The sequence below is a fragment of the Prescottella agglutinans genome, assembly GCF_004011865.1.
Lineage (GTDB): Bacteria > Actinomycetota > Actinomycetes > Mycobacteriales > Mycobacteriaceae > Prescottella > Prescottella agglutinans.
The window spans coordinates 132,392-155,837 of record NZ_RKLP01000001.1; the positions used below are offsets into that span (position 1 = coordinate 132,392).

Below are 23,446 nucleotides of genomic sequence, written 5' to 3' on the forward strand. Positions count from 1 at the left end.
GCCTTTCGCGGGCGTACCGGTCAGCCGGTGACGTCGGTCGGACGGACGTACACCGTCTCGCCCTCTCGCAGCGCCAGGGCGTCGGCATCGCTGCGCGTGATCTGCGCGGAGAGTTCCTGCGCGCCGGTCTTCGGCTGCAACTCGACGCGCACCTCGAATCCGAGGTGCACGACACGGGACACGGTGGCCGCGAACGACTGCGGGAGCTGATTGCGATCCAACCGGAGGTCGTGCGGGCGGACCAGCTGCCCGTTGAGCCGCGCGACCGGGCCGAGGAACGACATCACGAAGTCGTTGGCCGGGGTGTCGTACAGCTCCTGCGGGGTGCCGACCTGCTCGACCCGCCCCTTGTTGAGCACCGCGATCCGGTCGGCGACGTCGAGCGCCTCCTCCTGGTCGTGGGTGACGAGCACCGTCGTCACGTGGACCTCGTCGTGCAGCCGGCGCAGCCACGCCCGCAGATCGTCACGCACCTTCGCGTCGAGGGCGCCGAAGGGTTCGTCGAGCAGCAGCACCTGCGGATCCACCGCGAGCGCCCGCGCGAGGGCCATGCGCTGACGCTGACCGCCCGACAGCTGCGCCGGATAGCGGTGCTGGAAGCCGTCGAGCCCCACGATCTCGAGCAGATCGTCGACCTTCTTCGCGATCTCCGCCTTGGGACGCTTGCGGATCTTGAGCCCGAACGCGACGTTGTCGCGCACCGTCATGTGCTTGAACGCCGCGTAATGCTGGAACACGAACCCGATGTCGCGCTTCTGCGGCGGCACACCGGTGACGTCCTTGCCGGCGATCGTAATGGTCCCGGAGTCGGGCTGTTCGAGCCCGGCGATGGACCGCAGCAGCGTCGACTTGCCCGAGCCGCTGGGCCCCAGCAGTGCCGTCAGCGACCCCGACGGGATCTCGAGGGTGACGTCGTCGAGCGCGGCGAAATCGCCGTAGTTCTTACGCGCCCCGGTCACGGTAATCATGTCGTGCTCCTCTTGCGGTCGAGCAGAGTCATCAGCAGCAGGGTCACGAGCGCGATCGACATCAGCAGTGTCGCCGCGGCGTAGGCCCCGAAGGTGTTGTGGTCGTCGATGTATCGGGAGTGCACGAGCAACGTCAGGGTCTGCGACTGGCCGGGAATGCCGGACGAGACCATGATCACCGCACCGAACTCACCGAGCGCGCGGGCGACGGTGAGGACGATGCCGTACGTCAACCCCCAGCGGATGGCGGGCAACGTGATCCGCGAGAACGTCTGCCACTTGGACGCGCCCAGCGTGGCCGCCGCCTGTTCCTGCTCGTCGCCGATCTCGTGCAGCACCGGTTCCACTTCGCGCACCACGAACGGCAGCGTCACGAAGATCGTCGCGATCACCATGCCGGGCAGCCCGAAGATCACCTTGAACCCGAGCGACTCGACGCCGCCGAACCAGCCGTTGGCACCCCACAGCAGGATCAGCGAGACGCCGACGACGATGGGCGACACCGCGAACGGCAGGTCCACGACGGACTGCAGCAGGCCCCGTCCCGGGAAACGTCCCCGCACCAGCGCCAGTGCGGTCACGATGCCGAACACGACGTTGATCGGCACGACGATCGCGACGATCAACAGCGACAGGTTGAGGGCCGAGATCGCCGCCGGGGTGCTGATCGCCTGGTAGAAGGCGACGAACCCGTTCTCGAACGTGCGGTACAGGATGACGCCGATCGGGACGATCAGCAGCACGAACAGGTAGGCGAGGACGATCGTGCGGATGCTGATCCGCGCCCACGGGGAGACCTTCACTGCGCCTGCTCCTCTCGACGCTGGTTGCGGGCCGCGAAGATGCGCAGCACGAACAGCGTCACGAACGCGATCGCCAACAGTGTCACCGACACCGCTGCGGCGCTGACCGGTCGGTCGATCTCGATCTGCTGCTGAATGTACTGGGATGCCACCTGGGTCTCACGGGGAATGTTTCCGCCGATCAGGACCACCGAACCGTACTCGCCGATGGCGCGGGCGAAGGCCAGTCCCGCGCCGCTGATGATCGCCGGCGTCAGGGTCGGCAGCACCACCTGGCGGAAGATCGTCCAGTTGCTCGCGCCCAGGGACGCGGCCGCCTCCTCGACCTCGCGGTCGGCCTCCATCAGCACCGGCTGCACCGACCGGACCACGAAGGGCAACGTGACGAACGCAAGCGCCACGATCAGACCCGGCTTGGTGGCGTTGAGGTGCACGTCGATCGGGCTCTGCGGTCCGTACAGCGACAGCAGCACGATGCTGGCCACGATCGTCGGCAGCGCGAACGGGAGGTCGATGAGCGCGTTGACGATTCGCTTGCCCGGGAAATCGTCCCGCACCAGCACCCAGGCGATCATCGTGCCCATCACGACGTTGACGAGCGCGACCACCACGGACACCGTGATCGTGACCCGCAGCGACGCGAGTGCGCCGGGCGCGGTGATCGCGTCCCAGAAGCCGCTGATGCCGTCCTCGAGGGACGTGACGGTGAGCGCCGCGAGCGGCAGCAACACGATGATGCTGAGCCACAGCGCGGCGACGCCGATGCCCAGCGGGCCGACGGTGCCGGTGACGGCCAGCCAGTTCTTCTTGCGAGTCAGTGTCGTGGTCATTTACTTGGTCGCGTTGTCGTAGATGACGGCGATGCTGCCGCTGCCCTGCGTGAACAGATTCTGGTCGATCTCGGTCCAACCGCCGAGATCCGCCGCGGTCCACAGCGTCTGCGGCTGCGGGAATTCCGCCGCGAACTCCGCCGCGACCGCCGGGTCCACCGGACGGAAGCCGGCCTCGGCCCACAGGCGCTGCGCGTCGGTCGTGTACAGGTAGTCACGGAAGGCGGTGGCCGCGGCGACGTTCCGGCCGCCCTCGACCACCGCGACCGGGTTCTCGATCTTGAACGTCACCGGCGGCGTGACGTGCTCGACCGGATCTCCCTTGCGCTCGGTGAACAGCGCCTCGTTCTCGTAGCTCAGCAGCACGTCGCCGGTGCCCTGCAGGAACGTCTCCGTCGCCTCGCGACCCGACTTCGGCTGCACCCTGACGTGCTCGTCGACCAACTTCTCCAGGTAGTCCAGGCCGGCCTGCGGGTTCTTGCCGCCCTCGCTCTTGGCGGCGTACGGCGCCAACAGGTTCCACTTCGCCGAACCGGAACTGAACGGGTTCGGGGTGACCACCTCGACGCCGGGCCGGAGCAGATCGTCCCAGTCCCTGATGTTCTTCGGGTTGCCCTCGCGAACCACGAGCGTGACGACCGAGCCGAACGGAATCCCGTTGTAGGCGCCGCTGTTCCAGTCCTCGTCCACCAGACCGGCGTCGACCAACCGGGTGATCTCGGGCTCGACCGAGAAGCTCACGAAGTCGGCCTGCGCGCCGTCCTTCACCTTGCGCGACTGGTCGCCCGAGGCACCGTAGGACGAGTTGAAGGTGACGCCGTCGCCCTCCTCGGTCTCGGCGAATCCCGCGGTCACCTTGTCGTAGCCGGGCTTGGGAACGCCGAACGCGAACATGTTGACGGCGCCGGCGCCGCCACCCGCACCGGCGTCGGAGCCGCCCACGACATCGCTCGAACCGCCGCTGCACGCGGTCAGCGCGACTGCGCCGATCGTGGCGAGTGCGGTCAGAAACAATCGAGAGCGGTGTTTCATTGCGGTTTACCTTCCTACCGGGCTGGCAAGTGCAGAGGATCACATACGGAATCAACTCGGCAACATCGGGTCTACGCGTGTGGAACTCGCGCGGAGTTCCGGGGCGAGGCGGCGTTCGGAAGAAGCGCGCGGTGCGCGACCGACCGGCCCCCTCGAAATCGACAGGGGTGGTCGGATGCCCCGGCTATGCGAGGGCGAACGCCGAGATTCGAATCAACAACAGTGAATGTCTGCGACTGCAAGTCGGCCGACAGCGATCAACGCCAATTCATGGCGGACCTGGTGAGCGGCGACTAACGACACGCGGCAGACTTTAGCAGAGGCCCGGTCGGCGCCCGAATCGCAAGATCGAAAACGGCGGGCGACGGTCTGGCGACAGCGATCCCGCAAGGCATGTCCGCCTTGCGGGATCGTCCGGCACTGCTCTACTTCGTCGCGTTGTCGTAGATGACGGCGATGCTGCCGCTGCCCTGCTTGAACAGTTCGGCGTCGACGGTCTTCCAGCCGCCCAGGTCGGCGATGGTCCACAGCGTCTGCGGCTGGGGGAAGTCGGCGGCGAACTCCTTCGCGACCTCCGGGTCGACCGGACGGAACCCGGCCTCGGCCCACAGGCGCTGCGCGTCGGTCGTGTAGAGGTAGTCGCGGAAGGCGGTGGCCTGGGCGATGTTCGGGCTGTTGGAGATGACCGCGGCCGGGTTCTCGATCTTGAACGTCGCCGGCGGGGTGACGTGCTCGACCGGGTCGCCGTTGCGCTCGGTGAACAGCGCCTCGTTCTCGTAGCTCAGCAGCACGTCGCCGGTACCCTGCAGGAACGTCTCGGTTGCCTCGCGACCGGACTTGGGCTGCACCCTGACGTGCTCGCCGACCAACTTGTCCAGGTAGTCCAGGCCGGCCTGCGGGTTCTTGCCGCCCTCACTCTTCGCGGCGTACGGCGCGAGAAGGTTCCATTTCGCCGATCCGGAACTGAACGGGTTCGGGGTGACGACCTCGAGTCCGGGCTGGAGCAGGTCGTCCCAGTCCTTGATGTTCTTCGGGTTGCCTTCCCGGACGACGATCGTGACGACCGAGCCGAACGGAATCCCGTTGTAGGCGCCGCTGTTCCAGTCCTTGTCGACCAGCCCGGCGTCGACCAACCGGGTAATGTCGGGCTCGACGGAGAAGTTGACGAAGTCGGCCTGTGCCCCGTCCTTGACCTTGCGCGACTGGTCGCCCGAGGCACCGTAGGACGGGTTGAAGGTGACGCCCTTGCCTTCCTCGGTCTCGGCGAACCCCGCGGTCACCTTGTCGAATCCCGGCTTCGGGACCGCGTAGGCGAAGAGGTTGATGGTGCCGCCGCTGCCGTCGGCGGCGGTTTCGGCGCCGCCCGCGACGTCGCTCGAGCCGCCGCTGCACGCGGTCAGCGTGACGGCGCCGATCGTGGCGAGTGCGGTCAGGAACAAACGGGAACGCTGCTTCATGATGTCGGACTACCTTCCTACAGGTCTGGCCAGTGCAGATCACAGACGGAATCGACCCGGAACACGCCCGGGCTCAGCATCCGGTACTCACGGCGAGTACCGGGGGTGAGAGATGGCGTTCGGAAGGATCGAGCGCAGAACGCGTCCACCGTCGACATGCGACGACGATAGGACGGACCGGCAGTCGGATACCGGGGCTCAGGAGAGAACGAACGCCGTGATTCGATTCAGCAACAGTGAATGTCGGCAACTGCCAGACCACCGACAGCGATCAACGCCAATTCATGGCGGATCCGGGGCGCGGTGACTGGAGACACGCGGCAGATGGTAGCAGACGACCCGGAAGGGCGCCGGGAAAACCGACCGGCAGGGTCAGCGGGTGAAGAACCAGGCGATGACGACCAGGATGATCAGCGCAATCAGCGCAATGGTCACGCGTGAGCGCGGCATCTAAGAACCCTCCACCTTCGTTTGCCCGTCCGGATGGCCGACGGAATCGACGACCTCGGCGCGCCCCAGCAGCGCGAACACTGCCGACAGGGCACGGTCGAGCAACCAGGCGATACCGAAACAGCACGGGATCATCACCGCGAGCACCAGGGCGACCTGGGGGATGAACGGCAGGCCGGCCACCCACAGTTCGGCGCCGTCCCACCAGCTCGCGAGTTGATCCACCCGACCACCCTAGCCGCTGGCCCGACCCGCACCGAACAGGGCGGACCAACTCGGGTTCCCGAACTGTGGACGGTGAGCAACGCCCGGGTCGATGATGAGGTGATGACGTCCACCGCCGAGCAACCCGTCCCGATTTCGTCGGGGGATTCCGACGAGGTGGCACCGAAGCGTCGGAGCGTCTTCCCACCGATCGACGACTACGCCTTCCTTTCGGATTGCGAGACGAACTGCCTGGTCGCCCGCAACGGCGCCGTCGAGTGGATGTGCGTCCCGCGCCCCGACTCCCCCAGCGTGTTCGGCGCGATCCTCGACCGCAGCGCCGGGCACTTCCGGATCGGACCGTACGGGCAGAACGTGCCGTCTGCGCGCCGATACCTGCCAGGCGGGCTGATCCTCGAGACCACGTGGCAGACCCAGACCGGCTGGCTGATCGTGCGCGACGCACTCGTGATGGGCCCGTGGCACGCCAACGAACTGCGCTCCCCCACCCGCCGCCGGACACCGTCGGACTGGGACGCCGAACACATCCTGTTGCGGACCGTCAAATGCGTGAGCGGCACCGTCGAGCTGGAGATGGTCTGCGAGCCGGCGTTCGACTACCACCGCGCCCCGGCCGACTGGAGTTACACCGGCAAGGTGTACGAGGAGGCGACGGCCACGTGCCACTGCGCGTCGGAGAACGAGCATCCGGCACTGCGGCTGACGTCGAACCTGCGACTCGGGATCGAGGGTCGAGAGGCCCGGGCCCGCACCCGCATGGTGGAGGGGGACAACGCGTTCGTGGCACTGTCGTGGTCGGAGCTGTCGGCGCCGCGGACCTTCGCCGAGGCCGCCGACAAGATGTGGCAGACGACCGAGTGCTGGAGGCAATGGGTGACGATCGGGCGTTTCCCCGACCATCCGTGGCGGAGCCACCTGCAGAGCAGTGCGCTGACCCTCAAGGGTCTGACCTACGCACCGACCGGCGCACTGCTCGCCGCACCTACCACTTCCCTTCCGGAAACCCCGGGCGGCGAACGCAATTGGGACTATCGATACGCGTGGGTACGGGATTCGACCTTCGCGCTCTGGGGCCTCTACACGCTGGGCCTCGATCGTGAGGCCAACGACTTCTTCTCGTTCATCTTCGACTCTGCGCAGTCCGACAACGGCGATCCGGCCCCACTGCAGGTGATGTACGGCGTGGGCGGCGAGCACACCCTCGTCGAGGAGGAGCTCGGTCACCTCAAGGGGTACGACGGGGCCCTGCCCGTGCGGATCGGTAACGGCGCCTACAACCAGAAGCAGCACGACATCTGGGGGACCCTGCTCGACTCGGTGTACCTGCACGTGCGCTCCCGCGACCAGGTCCCCGAGACGTTGTGGCCGCTGCTCAAACGGCAGGTCGAGGAGGTCATCGAGCATTGGCGCGAGCCCGACCGCGGGATCTGGGAGGTACGCGGCGAACCGCAGCACTTCACGTCGTCGAAGATCATGTGCTGGGTGGCGCTCGACCGCGGCGTCAAGCTCGCCAAGCTGCACGGTGAGAAGACCTATGCGGTGCAGTGGGCCGAGATCGCCGAGGACGTCAAGGCCGACGTCCTCGAGCACGGCGTCGACGACCGCGGGGTGCTCACGCAGCGCTACGGGCACCCGTCACTCGACGCGTCGCTGCTGCTGGCTCCCCTGCTGCGGTTCCTGCCCGCAGACGACCCCCGGATCCGGGCCACCGTCCTGGCGATCGCCGACGAGCTCACCGAGGACGGACTCGTGCTCCGCTACCGAGTCGAGTCCACCGACGACGGCCTGTCCGGCAAGGAGGGTACGTTCACGATCTGCTCGTTCTGGCTGGTGTCGGCGCTCGTCGAGATCGGGGAGGTGAAGCGGGCCAAGGACCTGTGCGAGCGGCTCCTCGCGTTCGCGAGCCCCCTCAAGCTCTACGGCGAGGAGATCGACCCCAAGACAGGCCGGCACCTGGGCAACTTCCCGCAGGCGTTCACCCACCTGGCGCTGATCAACGCCGTCGTGCACGTCATCCGCGCCGAGGAGTCCGGGCACACCGGAACGTTCCAGCCCGCGCACGGCCCGTCCTGACCTCGGGAAGCTCTGCGCCTGTCGGTGACCTGTGTCACGATCTGCGCATGCTGGATCATCTGGGAATTCAATGCGCCGACATCGAGGCCGGCGCCGCGTTCTACGACGCCGTGCTCGCTCCGCTCGGCGGAAAGCGGGTCGTCGAACCCGCCCCCGGCGTCATCGGATACGGCGTGCCGCCGCACCCGGACTTCTGGATCAGCCCGCTGGTGCCCGCCGACGCTGGCTTCCGCGAGAACCACGTCGCATTCGTCGCCGACACCCGCGCCGCGGTCGACGCCTTCTTCGCGGCCGCCGTCGAGATGGGCGCCGAGGTGCTGCACCAACCGCGCGAATGGCCGGAGTACCACCCCGGCTACTACGGCGCGTTCGTGCGCGATCCCGACGGAAACAACATCGAAGCGGTCTGTCACCGCCCCGAGTGAGATCGGGTCAGAAGGCTCGCCGCAGCAGGCGTTCGGCGTCGGCGGCGATGGTGCGGACGACCTCGCCGGCCGGACGCTCCGACGTCACGAGACCGGCCACCTCGCCGGCGTACACGACACCCTGATTCGGATCCGCGGGATCGTAAGCGGCCGAGAGGGTTTCGTTGTTCGCACCCTGACCGTGCCACTTCGCGGTGTAGTCGTTGGCGAGGGCGCGCCCGCCCCAGCGGGCCGGCCAGGGCTGATCGCGAGCCTGGTCGAACACCGACGTGTAGACGGTGTCGGCGCTGCCGGCCTCGATCAGTTTGGCGCGCGCGTACGCGGGGCCGATCGTTTCGGGGCTGGCGAGGAGGGCGGTGCCGATCATCGCGCCGTCGGCGCCGGCCGCGATGACGGCGGCCAGTCCCCGGCCCGTTCCGATGCCGCCGGCCGCGAGCACCGGGAGGCTCGTCGCGTCGAGCACTTCCTGCAGCAGCGGCAGCGTGCCGATCCGCCCGGTGTGCCCGCCCGCCTCGCCGCCCTGCGCGATGACGAAGTCGACCCCCGCCCGCTCGACGACCCGCAGGTCCTCGAGCGTGTTGACCTGCGAGACGGCCAACGCACCGGCCGCGTGGACCCGCTCGACGTACGGCGCGGGATCGCCGAAGGACAGCGACACCACGCGGGGCTTCTCGGCCAGCGCCGCATCCAGCAGGGTGTCGTCCACGTCGAGGGACCACGTCATCAGCCCGATGCCGAGCAGACCACCCCCGATCTCGCGGGCGATCGCGGACTCCTCGGCGATCCAGTCGGGGGTGGCGTAGCGCGCTGCGCCGAGCAGGCCCAGGCCGCCGGCCCGGGTCACCTCCCCGGCGAGCTGCCCGCCGGCGCGCCCACCCATGGGGGCACCGAAGATCGGCACCTCCAACCCGAGTTCACGGGTCAACCAGGTGCCGATCATCGCGTCCCCTCCTACTTGCCCTTGGGCTTGTCCGCCACCGACTCGTTCGACAGCGCCGCCACGAAGGCCTCCTGCGGGACCTCGACGCGACCGATGGTCTTCATCCGCTTCTTGCCCTCCTTCTGCTTCTCGAGCAGCTTGCGCTTACGGCTGATGTCGCCGCCGTAGCACTTGGCGAGCACGTCCTTGCGGATCGCGCGAATGTTCTCGCGCGCAATGATCTTCGAGCCGATCGCGGCCTGGATCGGCACCTCGAACTGCTGACGCGGGATCAGCTCGCGCAGCTTGGTGGTCATCTTGTTGCCGTAGGCGAACGCGGCATCCTTGTGCACGATCGCGCTGAACGCGTCGACGGTCTCGCCCTGCAGCAGGATGTCCACCTTCACCAGCGCGGCCTGCTGCTCGCCCGACTCCTCGTAGTCGAGGCTCGCGTAGCCCTTGGTCCGCGACTTGAGGGCGTCGAAGAAGTCGAACATGATCTCGCCCATCGGCAGCGTGTAGCGCAGCTCGACGCGGGTCTCCGAGAGGTAGTCCATCCCACCGAGCTCACCGCGTCGGGACTGACACAGCTCCATGATCGCGCCGGTGAACTCGCTCGGTGCGATGACGGTGCACTTGGCCATCGGCTCGTACACCTCGCGCACCTTGCCCTCCGGCCAGTACGACGGGTTGGTCACCTCGTGCTCGGAGCCGTCCTCCATCACCACGCGGTACACCACGTTCGGCGCCGTGGAGATGAGGTCGAGGCCGAACTCGCGCTCGAGCCGATCGCGGGTGATCTCCATGTGCAGCAGGCCGAGGAATCCGCAGCGGAAGCCGAAGCCCAGCGCCACGGACGTTTCCGGCTCGTAGGCCAGCGCCGCGTCGTTCAGGCGCAGCTTGTCCAGCGCGTCGCGCAGCACCGGGTAGTCCGAGCCGTCCATCGGGTACAGGCCGGAATAGACCATCGGCTTGGGGTCGCGGTAGCCGGTCAGTGGCTCCTGCGCGCCGTTGCGGAAGGTGGTGACGGTGTCACCGACTCGCGACTGGCGCACGTCCTTGACACCGGTGATCAGATAGCCGACCTCGCCGACGCCCAGGCCGGTGGTGGCCTTGGGCTCGGGCGAGATGATGCCCACCTCGAGCAGTTCGTGCGTGGTGCCGGTCGACATCATGGTGATCTTCTCGCGGGGACGGATCTTGCCGTCCACCACGCGCACGTAGGTGACGACGCCGCGGTAGGCGTCGTACACGGAGTCGAAGATCATCGCGCGGGCCGGACCGTCCGCGTCGCCCACCGGGGCGGGCACCTGCTTGACGACCTCGTCGAGCAGTTCCTTCACACCGACACCGGTCTTGCCGGAGACCTTCAGCACGTCCTCGGGCTCGCAGCCGACGATGTGCGCGATCTCGGCGGCGTACCGCTCGGGGTCCGCGGCGGGCAGGTCGATCTTGTTGAGCACCGGGATGATGGTGAGGTCCTTCTCCATCGCCAGGTACAGGTTGGCCAGGGTCTGCGCCTCGATGCCCTGGGCGGCGTCGACGAGCAGGATCGCGCCCTCGCAGGCCTCGAGCGCGCGGGAGACCTCGTAGGTGAAGTCGACGTGGCCGGGCGTGTCGATCAGGTGCAGGACGATCTCTTCGGTCGTGCCGTCCTCGTTCTCGACCGTCCACGGCAGACGCACGTTCTGTGCCTTGATGGTGATGCCGCGCTCACGCTCGATGTCCATGCGGTCGAGGTACTGCGCGCGCATGGCACGCTCCTCGACGACACCGGTGAGCTGCAGCATCCGGTCGGCGAGCGTCGACTTGCCGTGGTCGATGTGCGCGATGATGCAGAAGTTCCGGATCTTCGACGGATCCGTGAACGTCTTCTCCGCAAAGTTGCTGCTCAAGCCCAATTCCCTCGTCTCACTCGCGCACTGACATCGGCCCGGACCGGCATCCACTGCCTCCCGCGCCCTCCCATCATCCCCTGGACACCGGGGTGCGTACACATCCAGGGTCACGAGCGACGACTTCGAACGCGGTATCGAGCCACCGTCGGAATCGATGCGCCGTCACGGTCGGCGCCGGGGCGCCGCGATGCCGGACGTCCGCGCAGCATCGCCGGGACACGACGTCCGCGGTCTTCGAGACGAGAGGCCTGCCGACCGCCCCATCCTTCGGTCGACAGGCCACATCCGGCCCCGGGGTTGCCTGGCGGTGGTTGTCGAATCAGCTCTCCCTGCTGCCACCGCCCGGCCGTGCACCGGCGAGGTCAGGGGCCTGCGGCGCACCCCGACTGCCCCACGTGGAACAGGGCAGCGAGTTGGACGCTAGTCCAACTCGACGGGCCGTGGGGCCTGTCGCGCAGACAACGACGATCTGACCGATTCAGAGACAGTCGTCTCGAGTCACCTGCGCCAGGGCAAATGCCGCGTCACATCGCACCACCAACCCACGAGGGGATCCGACCGGTCAGGACCGGCAGGTCCACCCGTCGACCGAATCGTCGAGTACCCGACACAATTCACACAGCGAGTACGCACCCGCCGACGGACCGCGCCCCGAGGCACGGTCGAACCCGCGGATCCGACTCCCCCGCGGGCAGTCCACGAAGACGTGGAAGACCGCCCGATCCGGCTGGGTCATCGAGAAGTAGGGCAACGCCTTCCTCATGAAGCATTTCAGTCCGTCCTCCCCGAGATCTTCGAATCCTCCGACGACGAACCGGTCGAACCGACTCCGTCACCGATTCATCGCCGCCACCTTCCGCCCGAGTTACACGTGTCCGGTCGGCAGACCCGAACGCATGCGACACCGCGGCGCCGGCGTCCCGAACCGGGGACCGCGACGCAACTAAACTCGGATCCCATGGCGAGCACGTGGGGCAGTATCGGCAGGAAGCTCGGCACCTTCGCCGTCCAACAGGGCCCGAAACTGCTTCGGCAGCTTCAGAACACCGCGCCGGTCAAACGCGCGACCGAGGCGATCACCGGGCCGCCGCATCCCACGGTCGCTCCCGGTCGCCCGGCGTCACGCAGTTCCGCTCCCACGGCCCACCGGGCGCGCCGGATCGAGTACGCCCCGAGCCTGGACGGCCAGGCCGACCCGGGTGAGATCGTGTGGACGTGGGTCGCCTACGAGGAGGACCCGAGCCGGGGCAAGGATCGCCCGGTCCTCGTCGTCGGCCGGGACGGCCACACACTGCTCGGGCTGATGCTGTCGTCGAACAGCGGGCGGGACGACGACCGCGACTGGCTACCGCTGGGCGCCGGCTCGTGGGACGCCGAGAACCGCCCCAGCTGGGTGCGGCTGGACCGGGTGCTCGACGTTCCCGAGGCCGGCATCCGCCGCGAGGGCGCCATCCTCGACCGGGCCCGCTTCGACGCCGTCAGCGCCCGCCTGCGCTCCGACTACAGCTGGACCTGACCGGCCCACCGACACGACGCGAGGGGCCCGGCACACGATCCGCGTGCCGGGCCCCTCGAGGTTCGCGTCAGTCGTTGAGTCGATTGAAGCGGCCGAAGAGGGCGCGGTAGATGACCGCACCCAACGCGCCGCCGATCAACGGGAACACGATGAACAACCACACCTGCCCCATGGCCCCGTCCTGGAAGGGCGCGACCGCGAAGCTGCGGGCCGGGTTGACCGACGTGTTGTCGATCGGGATCGAGATCAGGTGGATCACCGCCAGCGTGAAGCCGATCGAGACGCCGGCGAGCGGAAGGTCCGACAACTGGTCGGTCGATGCCAGCACCACGAAGACCAGCAGCGCGGTCAGCAGGATCTCCACCGTCATGGCGGCACCGATGCCGTAGCCCGGCAACACGAGCTGGCCCAGCGGGCCGGTCTCCGCCGAGGGGCTGTGCACACCCCAGCCGTTGGCGGCGAGGCCGTCCTCGGCGCGGCTGTAGGTGGGCAGGCTCTGGGCGATCGTGTAGACCGCCAGACCCGCGGCGAGACCGCCGACCACCTGGGCACCCATGTAGATGCCCGCCTTGGCTCCCGAGATGCGGCCGAGGATGAAGTGGCCGAGCGTCACCGCCGGGTTCACATGGCAGCCCGAGATCGGACCGATGGAGTAGACCAGGAACATCAGCGTGAGACCGAACGCGAACGCGATCCCTAGCTGACCGACCTTGGCCCCGGCGAAGACCGCCGTTCCGATCGCCGAGAAGACCAGGACGAAAGTGCCGATACCTTCCGCCAAGTACTTCTTGAGATCCGAAATCTCTTCCTTTTCCGCAATTTCCTGTGCTGTCGACATACACCCACCTCCCGAAACCAGTTGATAAACGCTGTCGATCGGGACTTTACGTACAAGGTGGTCTGTTTGCGGGATATGGCGCGTGTCGGTCCGAATCCGCAGGCAGGAGCGCCTGTTCCACCGAAAGGCGGGCGCGCGCGGCCGTACGCCCGGACGGATCCGACCCGCCCGTCGACGCCGCCTGGCGGAGCAGCGTCCGGACGCCGGTTTGAGATCGCGATACGGGTGCTGGTAATGTCGTCGGTCGGTACATACGTGTGCCCAGAGCTTTTCGACAGAAACCCGCAAAGACGACAGGATTTTACGCGTGGCCAACATCAAGTCCCAGGTGAAGCGGATCCGCACCAACGAGCGCAACCGACTCCGCAACCAGTCGGTCAAGTCCTCGCTGCGTACGGCGATCCGTTCCTTCCGCGAGGCCGCGGCAGCCGGTGACAAGGACAAGGCCAACGAGCTCCTCGTCGCCACCAGCCGCAAGCTCGACAAGGCAGCCGGCAAGGGCGTCATTCACGCCAACCAGGCTGCCAACAAGAAGTCGGCGCTCGCGAAGGTCGCCAACTCTCTCTGACAAGTTTCTGACGGTTCCACCGTCGCAAGCTCTGTAGAACTAGCCCCCCGATCAAGGATCGGGGGGCTAGTTCTTGTCTCGGGCCTCCCGTCGGGCCAGGCCGGCGGGACGGCGTGCGGATCGCGGTCAGCGACCACCGTGGAGGGACGCGACCCGCTGCACCGCCCACTCGACGGCGTAGTCGGCGTCGGCGGCCTGACCCTTCACATCGGCATTGAGCTTCGCGACGACCTGCAGTGCCTCGCCGATCGACGTGGGGTCCCAGCCCCGGGCCTGCCCCTGCGCCTTCTTGATCTTCCACGGCGGCATGCCGAGTTCGGAGGCCATCCGGAACGGGTCACCGCGGCCGGCCGAACCGACCCGGGCGATCGTGTGCACGGCGTCGGCGAGCGCGTCGGCGAGCAGGACGTGCGCGACGCCGCGGTGCCTCGCCCATCGCAGGGCCTCCAGCGCACCGCGCCCGTCGCCGGCGACCGCCTTGTCGGCGACGTCGAACCCCGACACCTCGGCCTTACCCGAGTAGTACCGCTGCACCGCGCCGGCGTCGATCTTGCCGCCGGTGTCGGCGACCAACTGTGAACAGGCCGCGGCGAGCTCACGCAGGTCGGAACCGACGGCCTCGACGACCAGTTCCAGCACCTCCGGAGAGACGCGCACGCCCGCGGCCCGGAACTCGCCGCGCACGAAGTCCACGCGCTCGCCCGCCTTCAGCTTGGCGCACTGGTGCACGGTGGCGCCGGTCTTCTGCAGGACACCCGCCATCGCCTTCGCACGTCCCGCGCCGGAGTGCAGCACCACCAGCACGACACCCTCGGGTAGGTCCGCGGCGGCGTCCTGCACCAGCGTGACGGCGTCCTTGCCGGCTTCCGCGGCGGCCTCGAGCACGACCACCCTGTCCTCGGCGAACAACGACGGGCTGAGTAGCTCGGCCAACTCCGGGGCGCTGGCGTCGCCGGCGCGCAGGCGCGAGACCGGGATGTCGTCCCCGGCCGGGCCCGCCGCGGCGCGCACCGCACCGATCACCGACGCGACCGCGCGCTCGACCAACAGTTCCTCGTCTCCGAGGACGAGGTGGAGCGGATCGGGTCGCGTAGAGGTGCTCACGGGACGATGGTGCCATGTGAACGCCCTACCACCGCAAGTGCCCCGGACCCGGATCGGACCACCGCGACGTCCCCGTCCGTGTCGGTGCGCATCGTGACGGCCCCCAGTGCCGTGACCCTGTCGACGATGCCGGGGTTGGGATGTCCGAACGGGTTGTCGGCGCCCACGCTGATCACCGCGAGGCGCGGCCGAACGGCGGCGATGAATTCCGGTGCCGTCGTGCGCGATCCGTGGTGGGGCAGCTTCAGCACGTCCGCCCGCACCGACACCCCGGCCCGCAGGAGCGCACGCTGACCGGCCTCCTCCACGTCGCCGGTCAGCAGGATCGTGCCGGCCGGTGTGTGCGCCCTGATCACCAGAGAGGTGTCGTTGGCGGCGTCGTCGGCCGTCGCCTCGGTCCGCGGCGGCGGGACCAACGGACCCAGCACCTGCAGGCGCAGGTGGCCGAGAACCAGGTCGCGACCGGGTTCGAGACGCACCAGCGGGACGTCGGCGCGCGCCGCGGCCCCGGACACGAAGCGGAACCCGCCACCGGGCAGGCTCGCCGGACCGATCGCGATCGCGCCCACCGCGCGGCCGCCCAGCGCACCCTCGAGTCCCCCGTAGTGATCCGCGTGCAGGTGCGTCACGATCAACAGCGCGATCTCGCCGACACCGAGGCGCCGCAGGCAGCGGTCCATCGGCCCGGGATCCGGGCCGGCGTCCACCACCACGGCGCGACCGTCGCCCGTCGCCAGGACCAGGCCGTCGCCCTGCCCGACGTCGCATGCGACGAACGACCAACCGTCGGCCGGCCACCCCGGCGAGTACACCCGGGTCGGCACCCAGACCGTGGCCACCCCGATCCCGAGCGCCAGCAGGATCCGGCGCGACCAGCGGTGTCGCGCCGCCACCGCCGCGACGGCCAGCACGAGCGCCACGACCGCGGCCCCGGTCACCCCGCCCGCCACCGCGACCGTGCCGCCCGGCACGGCGGCCGCGCGGTCGGCGACCTCGAGCAGCCACCACAGCGGCGGCCCCGCGAGCCGCACGACGAGCGCGGCGGGCGGCGCCCACAGCGCGGCGAGGACCGCGGTCACGGCACCCACCACGGTGATCGGGGCGACGACGGGCGCGACGAGGATGTTGGCGACGATCGACACGATGCTGACGGTCCCCGACATCGCCGCCACCAGCGGCGCCGTGACCACGAACGCCGCGACGGCCACGGCGCACATCTCCGCGACCCACCGCGGCCAGCACCGTTCCCGCAGCCGATCCACCAGGACCGGTGAGACCACCACCAGCCCGGCGGTCGCGGCCACCGACAGTGCGAAGCCGAAATCGACTGCGAGCGCGGGGAACAACGCGAGGAGCACCACGACGGCGGCCGCGAGGGCGGGGATCGCCTGCCTGCGCCGACCGGTGACCAGGGCCAGCAGGGCGACACTTCCCATCGCGGCGGCGCGGAGCACACTCGGCGACGGCCGGGCGATGACGACGAAGGCGGCGAGGGCCACCCCGGCCAGCACCGCCCCGGCGCGGGGACCGATCCCGGCGCAGCGGACCAGCAGCAGCACCGCGCCCAACACGATGGAGACGTTGGCACCGGACACCGCGGTGAGGTGCGAGAGACCGGCGGCGGTGAAGGCATCCTTCACCCCCTGCGGCAGCGCGGACGTGTCGCCGACGACGAGACCGGGCAGCAGGCCGGCCTGATCAAGCGGCAGGGCCGAGGCGGCCGACGCCAGCCGTTCCCGCACCGCTCCCGCCCAGCGCTGGATCGTCGACGGCGGGTCGATGCGCACCGGCGGGCCCGTGGCCCGCACCACCGCGACCGTGAGATCGCTGCGCTCGGGTTCGGTCAGCCGTCCGCGCAGCGTCACCCGCTGACCGGGCAGCAGGTTCTCCCACTGCGCCGCCTCGGCGAACACCACCACCGATCCACCCACGCCGGTCGTTCCCCCCGCATCCGTCACGGACTGCAGCGACGCCCGGATCATCAGCCGTCGTGCTCCCCCGAAACCCTGACCGCGCAACGGCTTCGGATCGTCGGCGAGGACGACGATCAGTGTGGCGGAGGCACCGTCGGCCGCCTTCCCCGCAAGCGGGTGGACCGCGACCGCGTGGGCGCGCACGGCGATCGCCGCGGCGAACCCCGCGCCGAGGAGCGCGGCGGCGACAGTCGCCACGGCGACGCCGACCACGGTCGACGGCACCCCGCGACGGCGTCCCCACAGCGCGATGCCCGCGGCCAGCGCACCCGCACCGGCCAGCCCGAGTCCGAGGGTCGCGGCGGCGCGCCACCCGGCGAGCATCCCGACGATCGTCGCCGCCCAGCAGATCGCCGCCGACGGCACGAGACGCAGATCGAGGGGCCGCGCCCGATCCGTCACAGGCGATCTCACCGCGTCACAGCGTCACCAGATCGCGCAGCTTCGCGAGCCGGGCGGGCCCGATGCCATCCACCTCGCCCAGCTGTTCGACGTCGGTGAACTTGCCGTTGGTCTGTCGCCACGCCACGATGGCCGCCGCGGTGACCGGCCCGACGCCCGGCAGCGCGTCCAGGTCCGCCTCGGCGGCCGTGTTCAGGTCGACCTTCCCGACCCCCTTCGCCGGGGCACCGGCGGCACCGCCCGACACCGCCGTTCCGGCGCCCACCCGGGCACTGCCCACGGTGGTGGGCCCGCCGTCGGGAGGCGTCACCCCGACGAGGATCTGGTCACCGTCGTCGACCTTCTCGGCCATGTTGAGTCCCAGCACATCTGCGCCCGGCCGCGGACCGCCGGCGGCGGCGAGGGCGTCGGCGATCCGGGAGCCGGGTGGCAGCCGCACCAGCCCCGCCTGGTTGACGAGTCCGACGACGCTGACCACCAGTGGGGCGTCGGGCCCGGGCGGTGCCAGCTGGGCGGACGGGGGCACCAACCGGTCCCCCGCACCGGCGCCCGGCTCCTGCTCCTGTACCTCCACGACCGGCAGCGGCGGCACCGCTCGCGCCGTCGGACGATCCCGCCACACCGACACCGCCGCGACCCCGGCCGCGACCACGCCGACGACGACGAGGGCGGCCGCACCGCGCCGTCCCACGTTCAGTCGTGTCGCCCACCGGCGCGACGAATCCCGCAGGCCGTCCGGCTCGTCCGGTGAATCGTCCTGATCGGACAGCCAACCCGGCGCCCACGTCGGAGTGTCGTCGTCGTCGACGGGGTCGGCCGCGTCGCGGACGCCCGGGCGCGTCGGCGCCGGCATGGTGGACGCCGCCGCCAGCCGGCTCCGCACCCTCGCTCGATCCTGATCGGTACCCATGCGCCGACCGTAGATTCCGGCGACGACGCCGGACCGCCCGCAGGCGCGTCACGGAAGAAGTCTGTGGATCAATCGCGGGCTGTGGATGAATCCCCGGACGGTTCGTCGGCGTCCGCACCGCCCGGACACACCACGACGCCGACGGCACCCGGGCCGACGTGCGCGCCGAGCACGCTTCCGATCTCGGTGACGACCAGTTCGGTCATCGCGGGGACGCGTTCCTTCAGCTGTGCGGCAACCTCTTCCGCACGCTGCGGCGCACCCGAATGGTGCACGGCGACGGCCGCGGGCTCCGCTCCGGCGTGCTCGACGGCCGCGTCGACCAGCTTGCCCAGCGCCTTGGTGGACGTGCGGGTCTTCTCCCGCAGTACCAGCTTGCCGTCGACCAGGTGCAGCACCGGCTTCATCGCGAGCGCCGTGCCGAGCAGGGCGGCGGCCGTCCCGATCCGCCCCCCACGACGCAGGTGATCGAGTCGGTCGACGACGATCAGCGTGCGGCCGCGGGCGGCCACCTCGACGGCCCGCTGGTACACCGCTTCGAGACTGCGCCCGGCGCGCGCGACCCGGGCCGCGGCGAGCGCCGGGTACCCGAGTCCCATCCCGGCCGACGCGGAGTCGACGACGCGGACCTTGTCCCCCAGGGTCTCCGCCGCCTGCCGACCGGCCTCCCAGGTCCCCGACAGCTGCCGGGAGATGTGCACGGCGACGACCCCGTCCCCGCCGCTGTCGGCCAGCGCCGCCGCGTACGCGTCGCCGAGTTCACCCGGCGACGCCCCCGACGTGGTCACCCCGGACAGGCCGTCCGGGACGTCGTCGACGCCGTCTCGATAGTCGTGCCCGTCGTGGAGCACGTGCAGCGGCACGACACGGATGCCGAACCGGTCCACCAGTTCGGGTGACAGGCAGGCCGAGGAGTCGGTGACGACGACGACAGGCACGCCCCTACCCTATTTCGCTCTCGGCGGGGTCTGCAGTGCGACGGACGTTCTTGATCGCGTCGATCATGGCCGCGGCGACTTCCTCGTGTGCGTCCCAGCCCCAGTGGATGCCGTCCGGGTTGGCCCGGTCCGAGAAGATGTTCTCGCGCACCGCGGCCGCGAGATCGACCATGGGAACGCCCTTCTCGGCCGACCACGCCTCGAGCGCGCGGACCGCCGGGGCGCGCCCGGTGTGCACCTGCCCGTACGCGTCGCAGCGGTGCACCGAGGGGTAGGTACCGATCACCGGCAGGTCCGGACGGATCGCGGCGAGCGCGTCCCGGCAGCTCTCGAGGTACTCGACCGACAGCTTCGGCGGCAGCGCCACCGGACGGCCGAGCTTCGACAGCCGCGGCTGCAGCCACTGGTAGCCCGAGCGCACCACGCGGCGCAGCGCCGGCGGCCGGATGTAGCGCAGCTGTTCGCGCAGCGCCGTGGGCAGCGGCGACGGCAGCGAATCCATGCCACCGACCGCGAACACGACGGCACCGGCCTGCGGCACCGTCGCCCACACGCGCGGATCCTGGGTGATCGCCCACCACGCGTCCCGGCTGGTCCAGCCGATCCGCGCGACGAGTTCGACGCGCCACCCCAGTTCCTTCGCCACCAGGCTCGGCCAGATCCGCGGATGGTCGGCCGGCAGCCCGCCCTTGGGCCCGTAATACGCCAGCGAATCCGCGACCACCAGCAGGACGGGCTGTCCCGAGTCGGCAGACGTCACGACGGCCTCGCCGTCCGCGGACGTCACGCCGCCCTCGCCGTCAGAGCACGTCGCTGGCCACGCTCGACGACGCGTTCCACACATCCAATCGCCATACCGGTTCTGGTCCCTCCCCATGTCCGCTGAGCTGCACCCAGCTGGTGTTCCCGAGTCCTCCGAGCACCGGCCACCGATCCACCGGCAGGTCGAGCAACCGCGCCGTCAGCGCGGCGATGAGGCCGCCGTGCGCGACGAGCACCAGCGGATCCGATCCCCAGTTCTCGTGCCGCGCGAGCAGTTCCTGCACGACCGGCAGGCTGCGCTCGGCCACGTCGATGCGGCTCTCCCCGGACGGCGGCGCCCACGCGGCGTCGGTGCGCCACCGGACCCGCGCCCCGGGCGAGATCGCGTCGACGTCGCTGTGGGTGAGGCCCTGCCACTCCCCGAGGTGCGTCTCGCGGAGCCGGGTGTCGGTCTCCACCGACAGCCCGACGTGGTCGCCGAGCGCGAGGGCGGTGTCGTGGGCGCGGCGCAGATCGGACGACACGATCGCGAACGGACGCTTGTCGGCGAGCGCCTGCGCGACGGTCTTGGCCTGGGTGCGACCGAGATCGGACAGGTCGGTGTCGAGCTGACCCTGCATCCGGTCGGTCGCGTTGTACTCGGTCTGACCGTGCCGCAGCAGGATCAGACGCCGGACCGCGGGCAGGCCCGCGGCCGCCGTCACAGCTCCGGCTCCCCCGCGTCGTCGACCGGATCCGAATCGACCGGCAGCTGCCGCGGCTCGATGCCCTCCACCGGGATCTCCGGGCAGTCCTTCCACAGCCGGTCCAGCGCGTAGAAGTTGCGCTCGTCGGTGTGCTGGACGTGGACGACGATGTCGACGTAGTCGACCAGCGCCCAACGCCCCTCGCGGGTGCCCTCGCGACGCACCGGCTTGTGCCCGGCCTCGCGCAGCTTGTCCTCGATGTTCTCGACGATCGCGTTGACCTGACGCTCGTTGGGCGCGGACGCGATGACGAAGCAGTCCGTGATCACGAGCTGCTCCGAGACGTCCAGCACCACCACGTCGGAGGCCAACTTCTCGTCGGCCGCCAGCGCGGCAATGCGTGCCATGGCGATGGCCTCGTTCGATGCACTCACTCAGTGTTCTCCCGGTTCTGCTTGTACTGAAGATTGTGAAGGGTCGGCCGGCGCCTGTCGCGCCGGGACCGGCTCGGACATCGTCACCGCACCGTCGAGCCGCTCCGCCCCACGCGGCCGGTACAGGTTGCGCTTGCTGATGTACTGCACCACACCGTCCGGCACGAGGTACCAGACGGGCCGGTGCTCGGCGGCCCGCAGGCGGCACTCGGTCGACGAGATCGCCAGGGCGGGGATCTCGATCAACGTCACCGCGTCCAGCGGAAGCCGGTCGAGGTGGGACGAGAGGTGCTCGGTGTGCAGCTCGTACCCGGGACGGGAGACGCCGACGAACTTGGCCAGCGCGAACAGCTCCTCCCAGTCCTGCCACGACAGAATGCTCTCGAGCGCGTCGGCGCCGGTGATGAAGTACAGCTCCGCGTCGGGGTGCTGGGCCCGCAGGTCGCGCAGCGTGTCCACCGTATAGGTGACCTTGCTGCGGTCGATGTCGACGCGGCTCACCGAGAACCGCGGGTTCGACGCCGTCGCGATCACCGTCATCAGGTAGCGATCCTCGGCGGGGCTGACCTCACGGTCGTCCTTCTGCCACGGCTGTCCCGTGGGCACGAAGATCACCTCGTCGAGGTCGAACCGATCCGCGACCTCGCTGGCCGCCACGAGATGCCCGTGGTGGATCGGGTCGAAGGTGCCACCCATCACGCCCAGGCGGCGCCGTGGGGTGATCGCTGTCGGCTGCTGCACGAGAGTCCAGCTTACGGGCTGCCGCAGGGCACCGATTCACACAGGCAGCAAACCGGCGACGACCGCGGCGAGCTGCTGGGCGGATCGACACTCGTGCATGTCGATGACCTCGTTGTACACGAGCGCGGCCGAGTCCCCGGTTCCCCATTGGCCGCGCGGCTCCGGGTTGAGCCAGTGCGCGTGCTTGGCCACCGAGACGAGATGCTCGAGCGCCGGCAGACCCGGATCGCGGTAGTTGTTGCGCCCGTCGCCCAGCACGAGCAGCGAGCTGCGGCTGGTGAGGCTGTGCGCGTACCGTTCGGCGAACACGCCCAGCGAGTGCCCGTAGTCCGAGTGGCCGTCGTAGGTGATGAGCTCGGCCTCCCGGATCATCCGCGACATCGCCACACCGAGATCCGATCCGGTGTCGAAGAACCGGGTCACCTCGTCGGTGGTGTCGATGAACGCGAACACCCGTACCCGCGAGAACTGTTCCCGCAGCGCATGCACCAGCAGCAGCGTGAAGTGGGAGAACCCGGCCACCGACCCGGAGACGTCGCACAGCAGGACCAGTTCGGGGCGCGCCGGCCGCGGCTTGCGCTGCACCAGGTCGATCGGCACCCCGCCCGTGGACATGGACTTGCGCAGGGTGCGGCGCAGGTCGATCGCACCGGCCCGCGCCCGGCTGCGACGCACCGCCAACCGGCTCGCGAGCAGCCGCGCCAGCGGGGTCACACTGCGACGTAGGGCCACGAGTTCGGAGTCGGACGCCCGCAGGAAGTCGACCTCCTCGGCGAGCCTCGGCACGCCGTAGTTCGCGACGCGTTCCTTGCCGATCTGCTCGGCCGAACGACGCCGCGTCTCGGACTCGACCATCTTGCGGAAGTCCGCGATCCGCTGCACCGCGGCCCGCCGGGCCACCTCGGACGCGTAGTCGCCGCCGGGCCTGTCCGCGCGCGACTGGTTGCCGAGCAGCCCGGAGAGGATCTTCTCGAGCAACTTGTCCGGCGCCACGTTGCGCAGCGCCTGATACGCCGAGAACGACGGCCCGTTGACCGAGTCGTACCGCCCGACTTCCTCGACCATCTGCGCGACGATCGCCTCGAGCTGTTCGAGCGCCTCCGGTGAGTCGTCGGAGATCAACTCGGCGAGCAACGCCTGCAGAGCCTCGAAGTCGATCTCGCCGTCGGGCGTGCGCGGCAGGGCGCGGTCCACGCCGCCGTCATCGCGCACACCGACACCTGCGGGGAACCACAGATCGAACAGCGCGTCGAACGTCGGTCGGTGTGTGGGGCGTCGCAGCAGCGCGCACGCCAGCCCCTCGCGCAGCGCCTCCCGGTCGAGCAGGTCGAGCACGGACATCACCTGCCCGGCATCGACCGTCTCGGACGGGCCGACGGAGATGCCGCGCCGACGCAGCGCCTCCACGAAGTCGACGAGATGCCCGGGCAGGCCGTGCGGCGCGGGCGGACCACCACGACGTTGCGCGGGCGAGGCGACCATCGGCTCGGTCCT

Annotated in this window: 24 protein-coding genes; 4 read left to right on the forward strand and 20 right to left on the reverse strand. The window is 69.7% G+C overall.

The window, feature by feature from the left end:
- Positions 1–20 precede the first annotated feature (20 nt).
- From EGT67_RS00690 to EGT67_RS00715, 8 genes are all read right to left on the reverse strand, one after another.
- Positions 21–968 (reverse strand): sulfate/molybdate ABC transporter ATP-binding protein, encoded by a 948-nt coding sequence (locus EGT67_RS00690; protein WP_127914132.1) that lies wholly within the window; start codon positions 966–968, stop codon positions 21–23.
- Positions 965–1,771: a sulfate ABC transporter permease subunit CysW gene (cysW, locus tag EGT67_RS00695; RefSeq protein WP_127914133.1), complete on the reverse strand. Its 807-nt coding sequence runs from the start codon at positions 1,769–1,771 to the stop codon at positions 965–967. Before cysW ends, EGT67_RS00690 begins: the two co-directional genes overlap by 4 nt.
- Positions 1,768–2,601: a sulfate ABC transporter permease subunit CysT gene (cysT, locus tag EGT67_RS00700; RefSeq protein WP_127914134.1), complete on the reverse strand. Its 834-nt coding sequence runs from the start codon at positions 2,599–2,601 to the stop codon at positions 1,768–1,770. Before cysT ends, cysW begins: the two co-directional genes overlap by 4 nt.
- The gene (locus EGT67_RS00705; RefSeq protein ID WP_127914135.1) at positions 2,602–3,633 is read right to left on the reverse strand and encodes a sulfate ABC transporter substrate-binding protein; all 1,032 of its coding nucleotides are present in this window, start codon (positions 3,631–3,633) and stop codon (positions 2,602–2,604) included. It abuts the gene before it with no gap.
- A 213-nt stretch (positions 3,634–3,846) separates the two neighbouring features.
- Complete coding sequence (locus EGT67_RS25580; RefSeq protein ID WP_421958064.1) at positions 3,847–4,161, reverse strand: Ms4533A family Cys-rich leader peptide; 315 nt, start codon at positions 4,159–4,161, stop codon at positions 3,847–3,849.
- Positions 4,059–5,090 carry a sulfate ABC transporter substrate-binding protein gene (locus EGT67_RS00710; protein ID WP_127914136.1) on the reverse strand — a complete coding sequence of 344 codons (1,032 nt, stop codon included), beginning with the start codon at positions 5,088–5,090 and terminating at the stop codon, positions 4,059–4,061. Before EGT67_RS00710 ends, EGT67_RS25580 begins: the two co-directional genes overlap by 103 nt.
- Positions 5,091–5,317: 227 nt before the next feature.
- Positions 5,318–5,407 carry an Ms4533A family Cys-rich leader peptide gene (locus EGT67_RS25585; protein WP_408586374.1) on the reverse strand — a complete coding sequence of 30 codons (90 nt, stop codon included), beginning with the start codon at positions 5,405–5,407 and terminating at the stop codon, positions 5,318–5,320.
- A 133-nt stretch (positions 5,408–5,540) separates the two neighbouring features.
- Entirely contained in the window at positions 5,541–5,765 is a 225-nt protein-coding gene (locus EGT67_RS00715; protein WP_127914137.1) for a hypothetical protein, read from the reverse strand.
- A 102-nt stretch (positions 5,766–5,867) separates the two neighbouring features.
- Here EGT67_RS00715 and EGT67_RS00720 point away from each other — a divergent pair, with 102 nt between their 5' ends.
- Together EGT67_RS00720 and EGT67_RS00725 are read left to right on the forward strand one after the other, a co-directional pair.
- Positions 5,868–7,838 carry a glycoside hydrolase family 15 protein gene (locus tag EGT67_RS00720; protein WP_127914138.1) on the forward strand — a complete coding sequence of 657 codons (1,971 nt, stop codon included), beginning with the start codon at positions 5,868–5,870 and terminating at the stop codon, positions 7,836–7,838.
- Between the two features lie 47 nt (positions 7,839–7,885).
- The gene (locus EGT67_RS00725; protein WP_127914139.1) at positions 7,886–8,263 is read left to right on the forward strand and encodes a VOC family protein; all 378 of its coding nucleotides are present in this window, start codon (positions 7,886–7,888) and stop codon (positions 8,261–8,263) included.
- Between the two features lie 7 nt (positions 8,264–8,270).
- Here EGT67_RS00725 and EGT67_RS00730 read toward each other — a convergent pair whose 3' ends face one another.
- Together EGT67_RS00730 and lepA are read right to left on the reverse strand one after the other, a co-directional pair.
- Positions 8,271–9,203 (reverse strand): NAD(P)H-dependent flavin oxidoreductase, encoded by a 933-nt coding sequence (locus EGT67_RS00730; protein WP_127914140.1) that lies wholly within the window; start codon positions 9,201–9,203, stop codon positions 8,271–8,273.
- Between the two features lie 11 nt (positions 9,204–9,214).
- A complete protein-coding gene (gene lepA, locus EGT67_RS00735) occupies positions 9,215–11,083 on the reverse strand; it encodes a translation elongation factor 4 (protein ID WP_164877448.1) in 1,869 nt (622 codons plus the stop codon).
- Between the two features lie 955 nt (positions 11,084–12,038).
- On the opposite strand from lepA, the gene EGT67_RS00740 reads away from it, so the two are divergent.
- Entirely contained in the window at positions 12,039–12,596 is a 558-nt protein-coding gene (locus EGT67_RS00740) for a type II toxin-antitoxin system PemK/MazF family toxin (protein ID WP_127914142.1), read from the forward strand.
- Positions 12,597–12,663: 67 nt separating this feature from the next.
- Here EGT67_RS00740 and EGT67_RS00745 read toward each other — a convergent pair whose 3' ends face one another.
- Positions 12,664–13,434 (reverse strand): aquaporin, encoded by a 771-nt coding sequence (locus tag EGT67_RS00745; RefSeq protein WP_127914143.1) that lies wholly within the window; start codon positions 13,432–13,434, stop codon positions 12,664–12,666.
- Positions 13,435–13,741: 307 nt separating this feature from the next.
- On the opposite strand from EGT67_RS00745, the gene rpsT reads away from it, so the two are divergent.
- Positions 13,742–14,002: a 30S ribosomal protein S20 gene (gene rpsT, locus EGT67_RS00750; RefSeq protein ID WP_127914144.1), complete on the forward strand. Its 261-nt coding sequence runs from the start codon at positions 13,742–13,744 to the stop codon at positions 14,000–14,002.
- Positions 14,003–14,128: 126 nt separating this feature from the next.
- Here the strand turns inward: rpsT and holA are convergent, their stop codons facing one another.
- The 9 genes from holA to EGT67_RS00795 all read right to left on the reverse strand — a co-directional run bounded on the left by holA (position 14,129) and on the right by EGT67_RS00795 (position 23,434).
- Positions 14,129–15,106 (reverse strand): DNA polymerase III subunit delta, encoded by a 978-nt coding sequence (gene holA / locus EGT67_RS00755; protein ID WP_127914145.1) that lies wholly within the window; start codon positions 15,104–15,106, stop codon positions 14,129–14,131.
- Positions 15,103–17,493, reverse strand: a complete 2,391-nt coding sequence (locus tag EGT67_RS00760) for a ComEC/Rec2 family competence protein (protein ID WP_421958065.1) — start codon at positions 17,491–17,493, stop codon at positions 15,103–15,105. The genes holA and EGT67_RS00760 overlap by 4 nt, the downstream gene beginning before the upstream one ends.
- A 4-nt stretch (positions 17,494–17,497) precedes the next feature.
- Positions 17,498–18,391 (reverse strand): ComEA family DNA-binding protein, encoded by an 894-nt coding sequence (locus EGT67_RS00765; protein WP_127914146.1) that lies wholly within the window; start codon positions 18,389–18,391, stop codon positions 17,498–17,500.
- 68 nt (positions 18,392–18,459) lie between these two features.
- On the reverse strand, positions 18,460–19,329 hold the full coding sequence (locus EGT67_RS00770; protein ID WP_127914147.1) for a DegV family protein: 870 nt from the start codon (positions 19,327–19,329) through the stop codon (positions 18,460–18,462).
- Between the two features lie 4 nt (positions 19,330–19,333).
- Positions 19,334–20,116, reverse strand: coding sequence for a diglucosylglycerate octanoyltransferase (gene octT, locus EGT67_RS00775; protein WP_421958066.1), 783 nt, complete (start codon positions 20,114–20,116; stop codon positions 19,334–19,336).
- Positions 20,117–20,129: 13 nt separating this feature from the next.
- Positions 20,130–20,795 (reverse strand): histidine phosphatase family protein, encoded by a 666-nt coding sequence (locus EGT67_RS00780; RefSeq protein WP_127914148.1) that lies wholly within the window; start codon positions 20,793–20,795, stop codon positions 20,130–20,132.
- The gene (gene rsfS / locus EGT67_RS00785; protein ID WP_127914149.1) at positions 20,792–21,211 is read right to left on the reverse strand and encodes a ribosome silencing factor; all 420 of its coding nucleotides are present in this window, start codon (positions 21,209–21,211) and stop codon (positions 20,792–20,794) included. Before rsfS ends, EGT67_RS00780 begins: the two co-directional genes overlap by 4 nt.
- Positions 21,212–21,952 carry a nicotinate-nucleotide adenylyltransferase gene (nadD, locus tag EGT67_RS00790; RefSeq protein ID WP_277750135.1) on the reverse strand — a complete coding sequence of 247 codons (741 nt, stop codon included), beginning with the start codon at positions 21,950–21,952 and terminating at the stop codon, positions 21,212–21,214.
- A 36-nt stretch (positions 21,953–21,988) separates the two neighbouring features.
- On the reverse strand, positions 21,989–23,434 hold the full coding sequence (locus EGT67_RS00795; RefSeq protein WP_127914150.1) for a vWA domain-containing protein: 1,446 nt from the start codon (positions 23,432–23,434) through the stop codon (positions 21,989–21,991).
- Between the last annotated feature and the right edge of the window lie 12 nt (positions 23,435–23,446).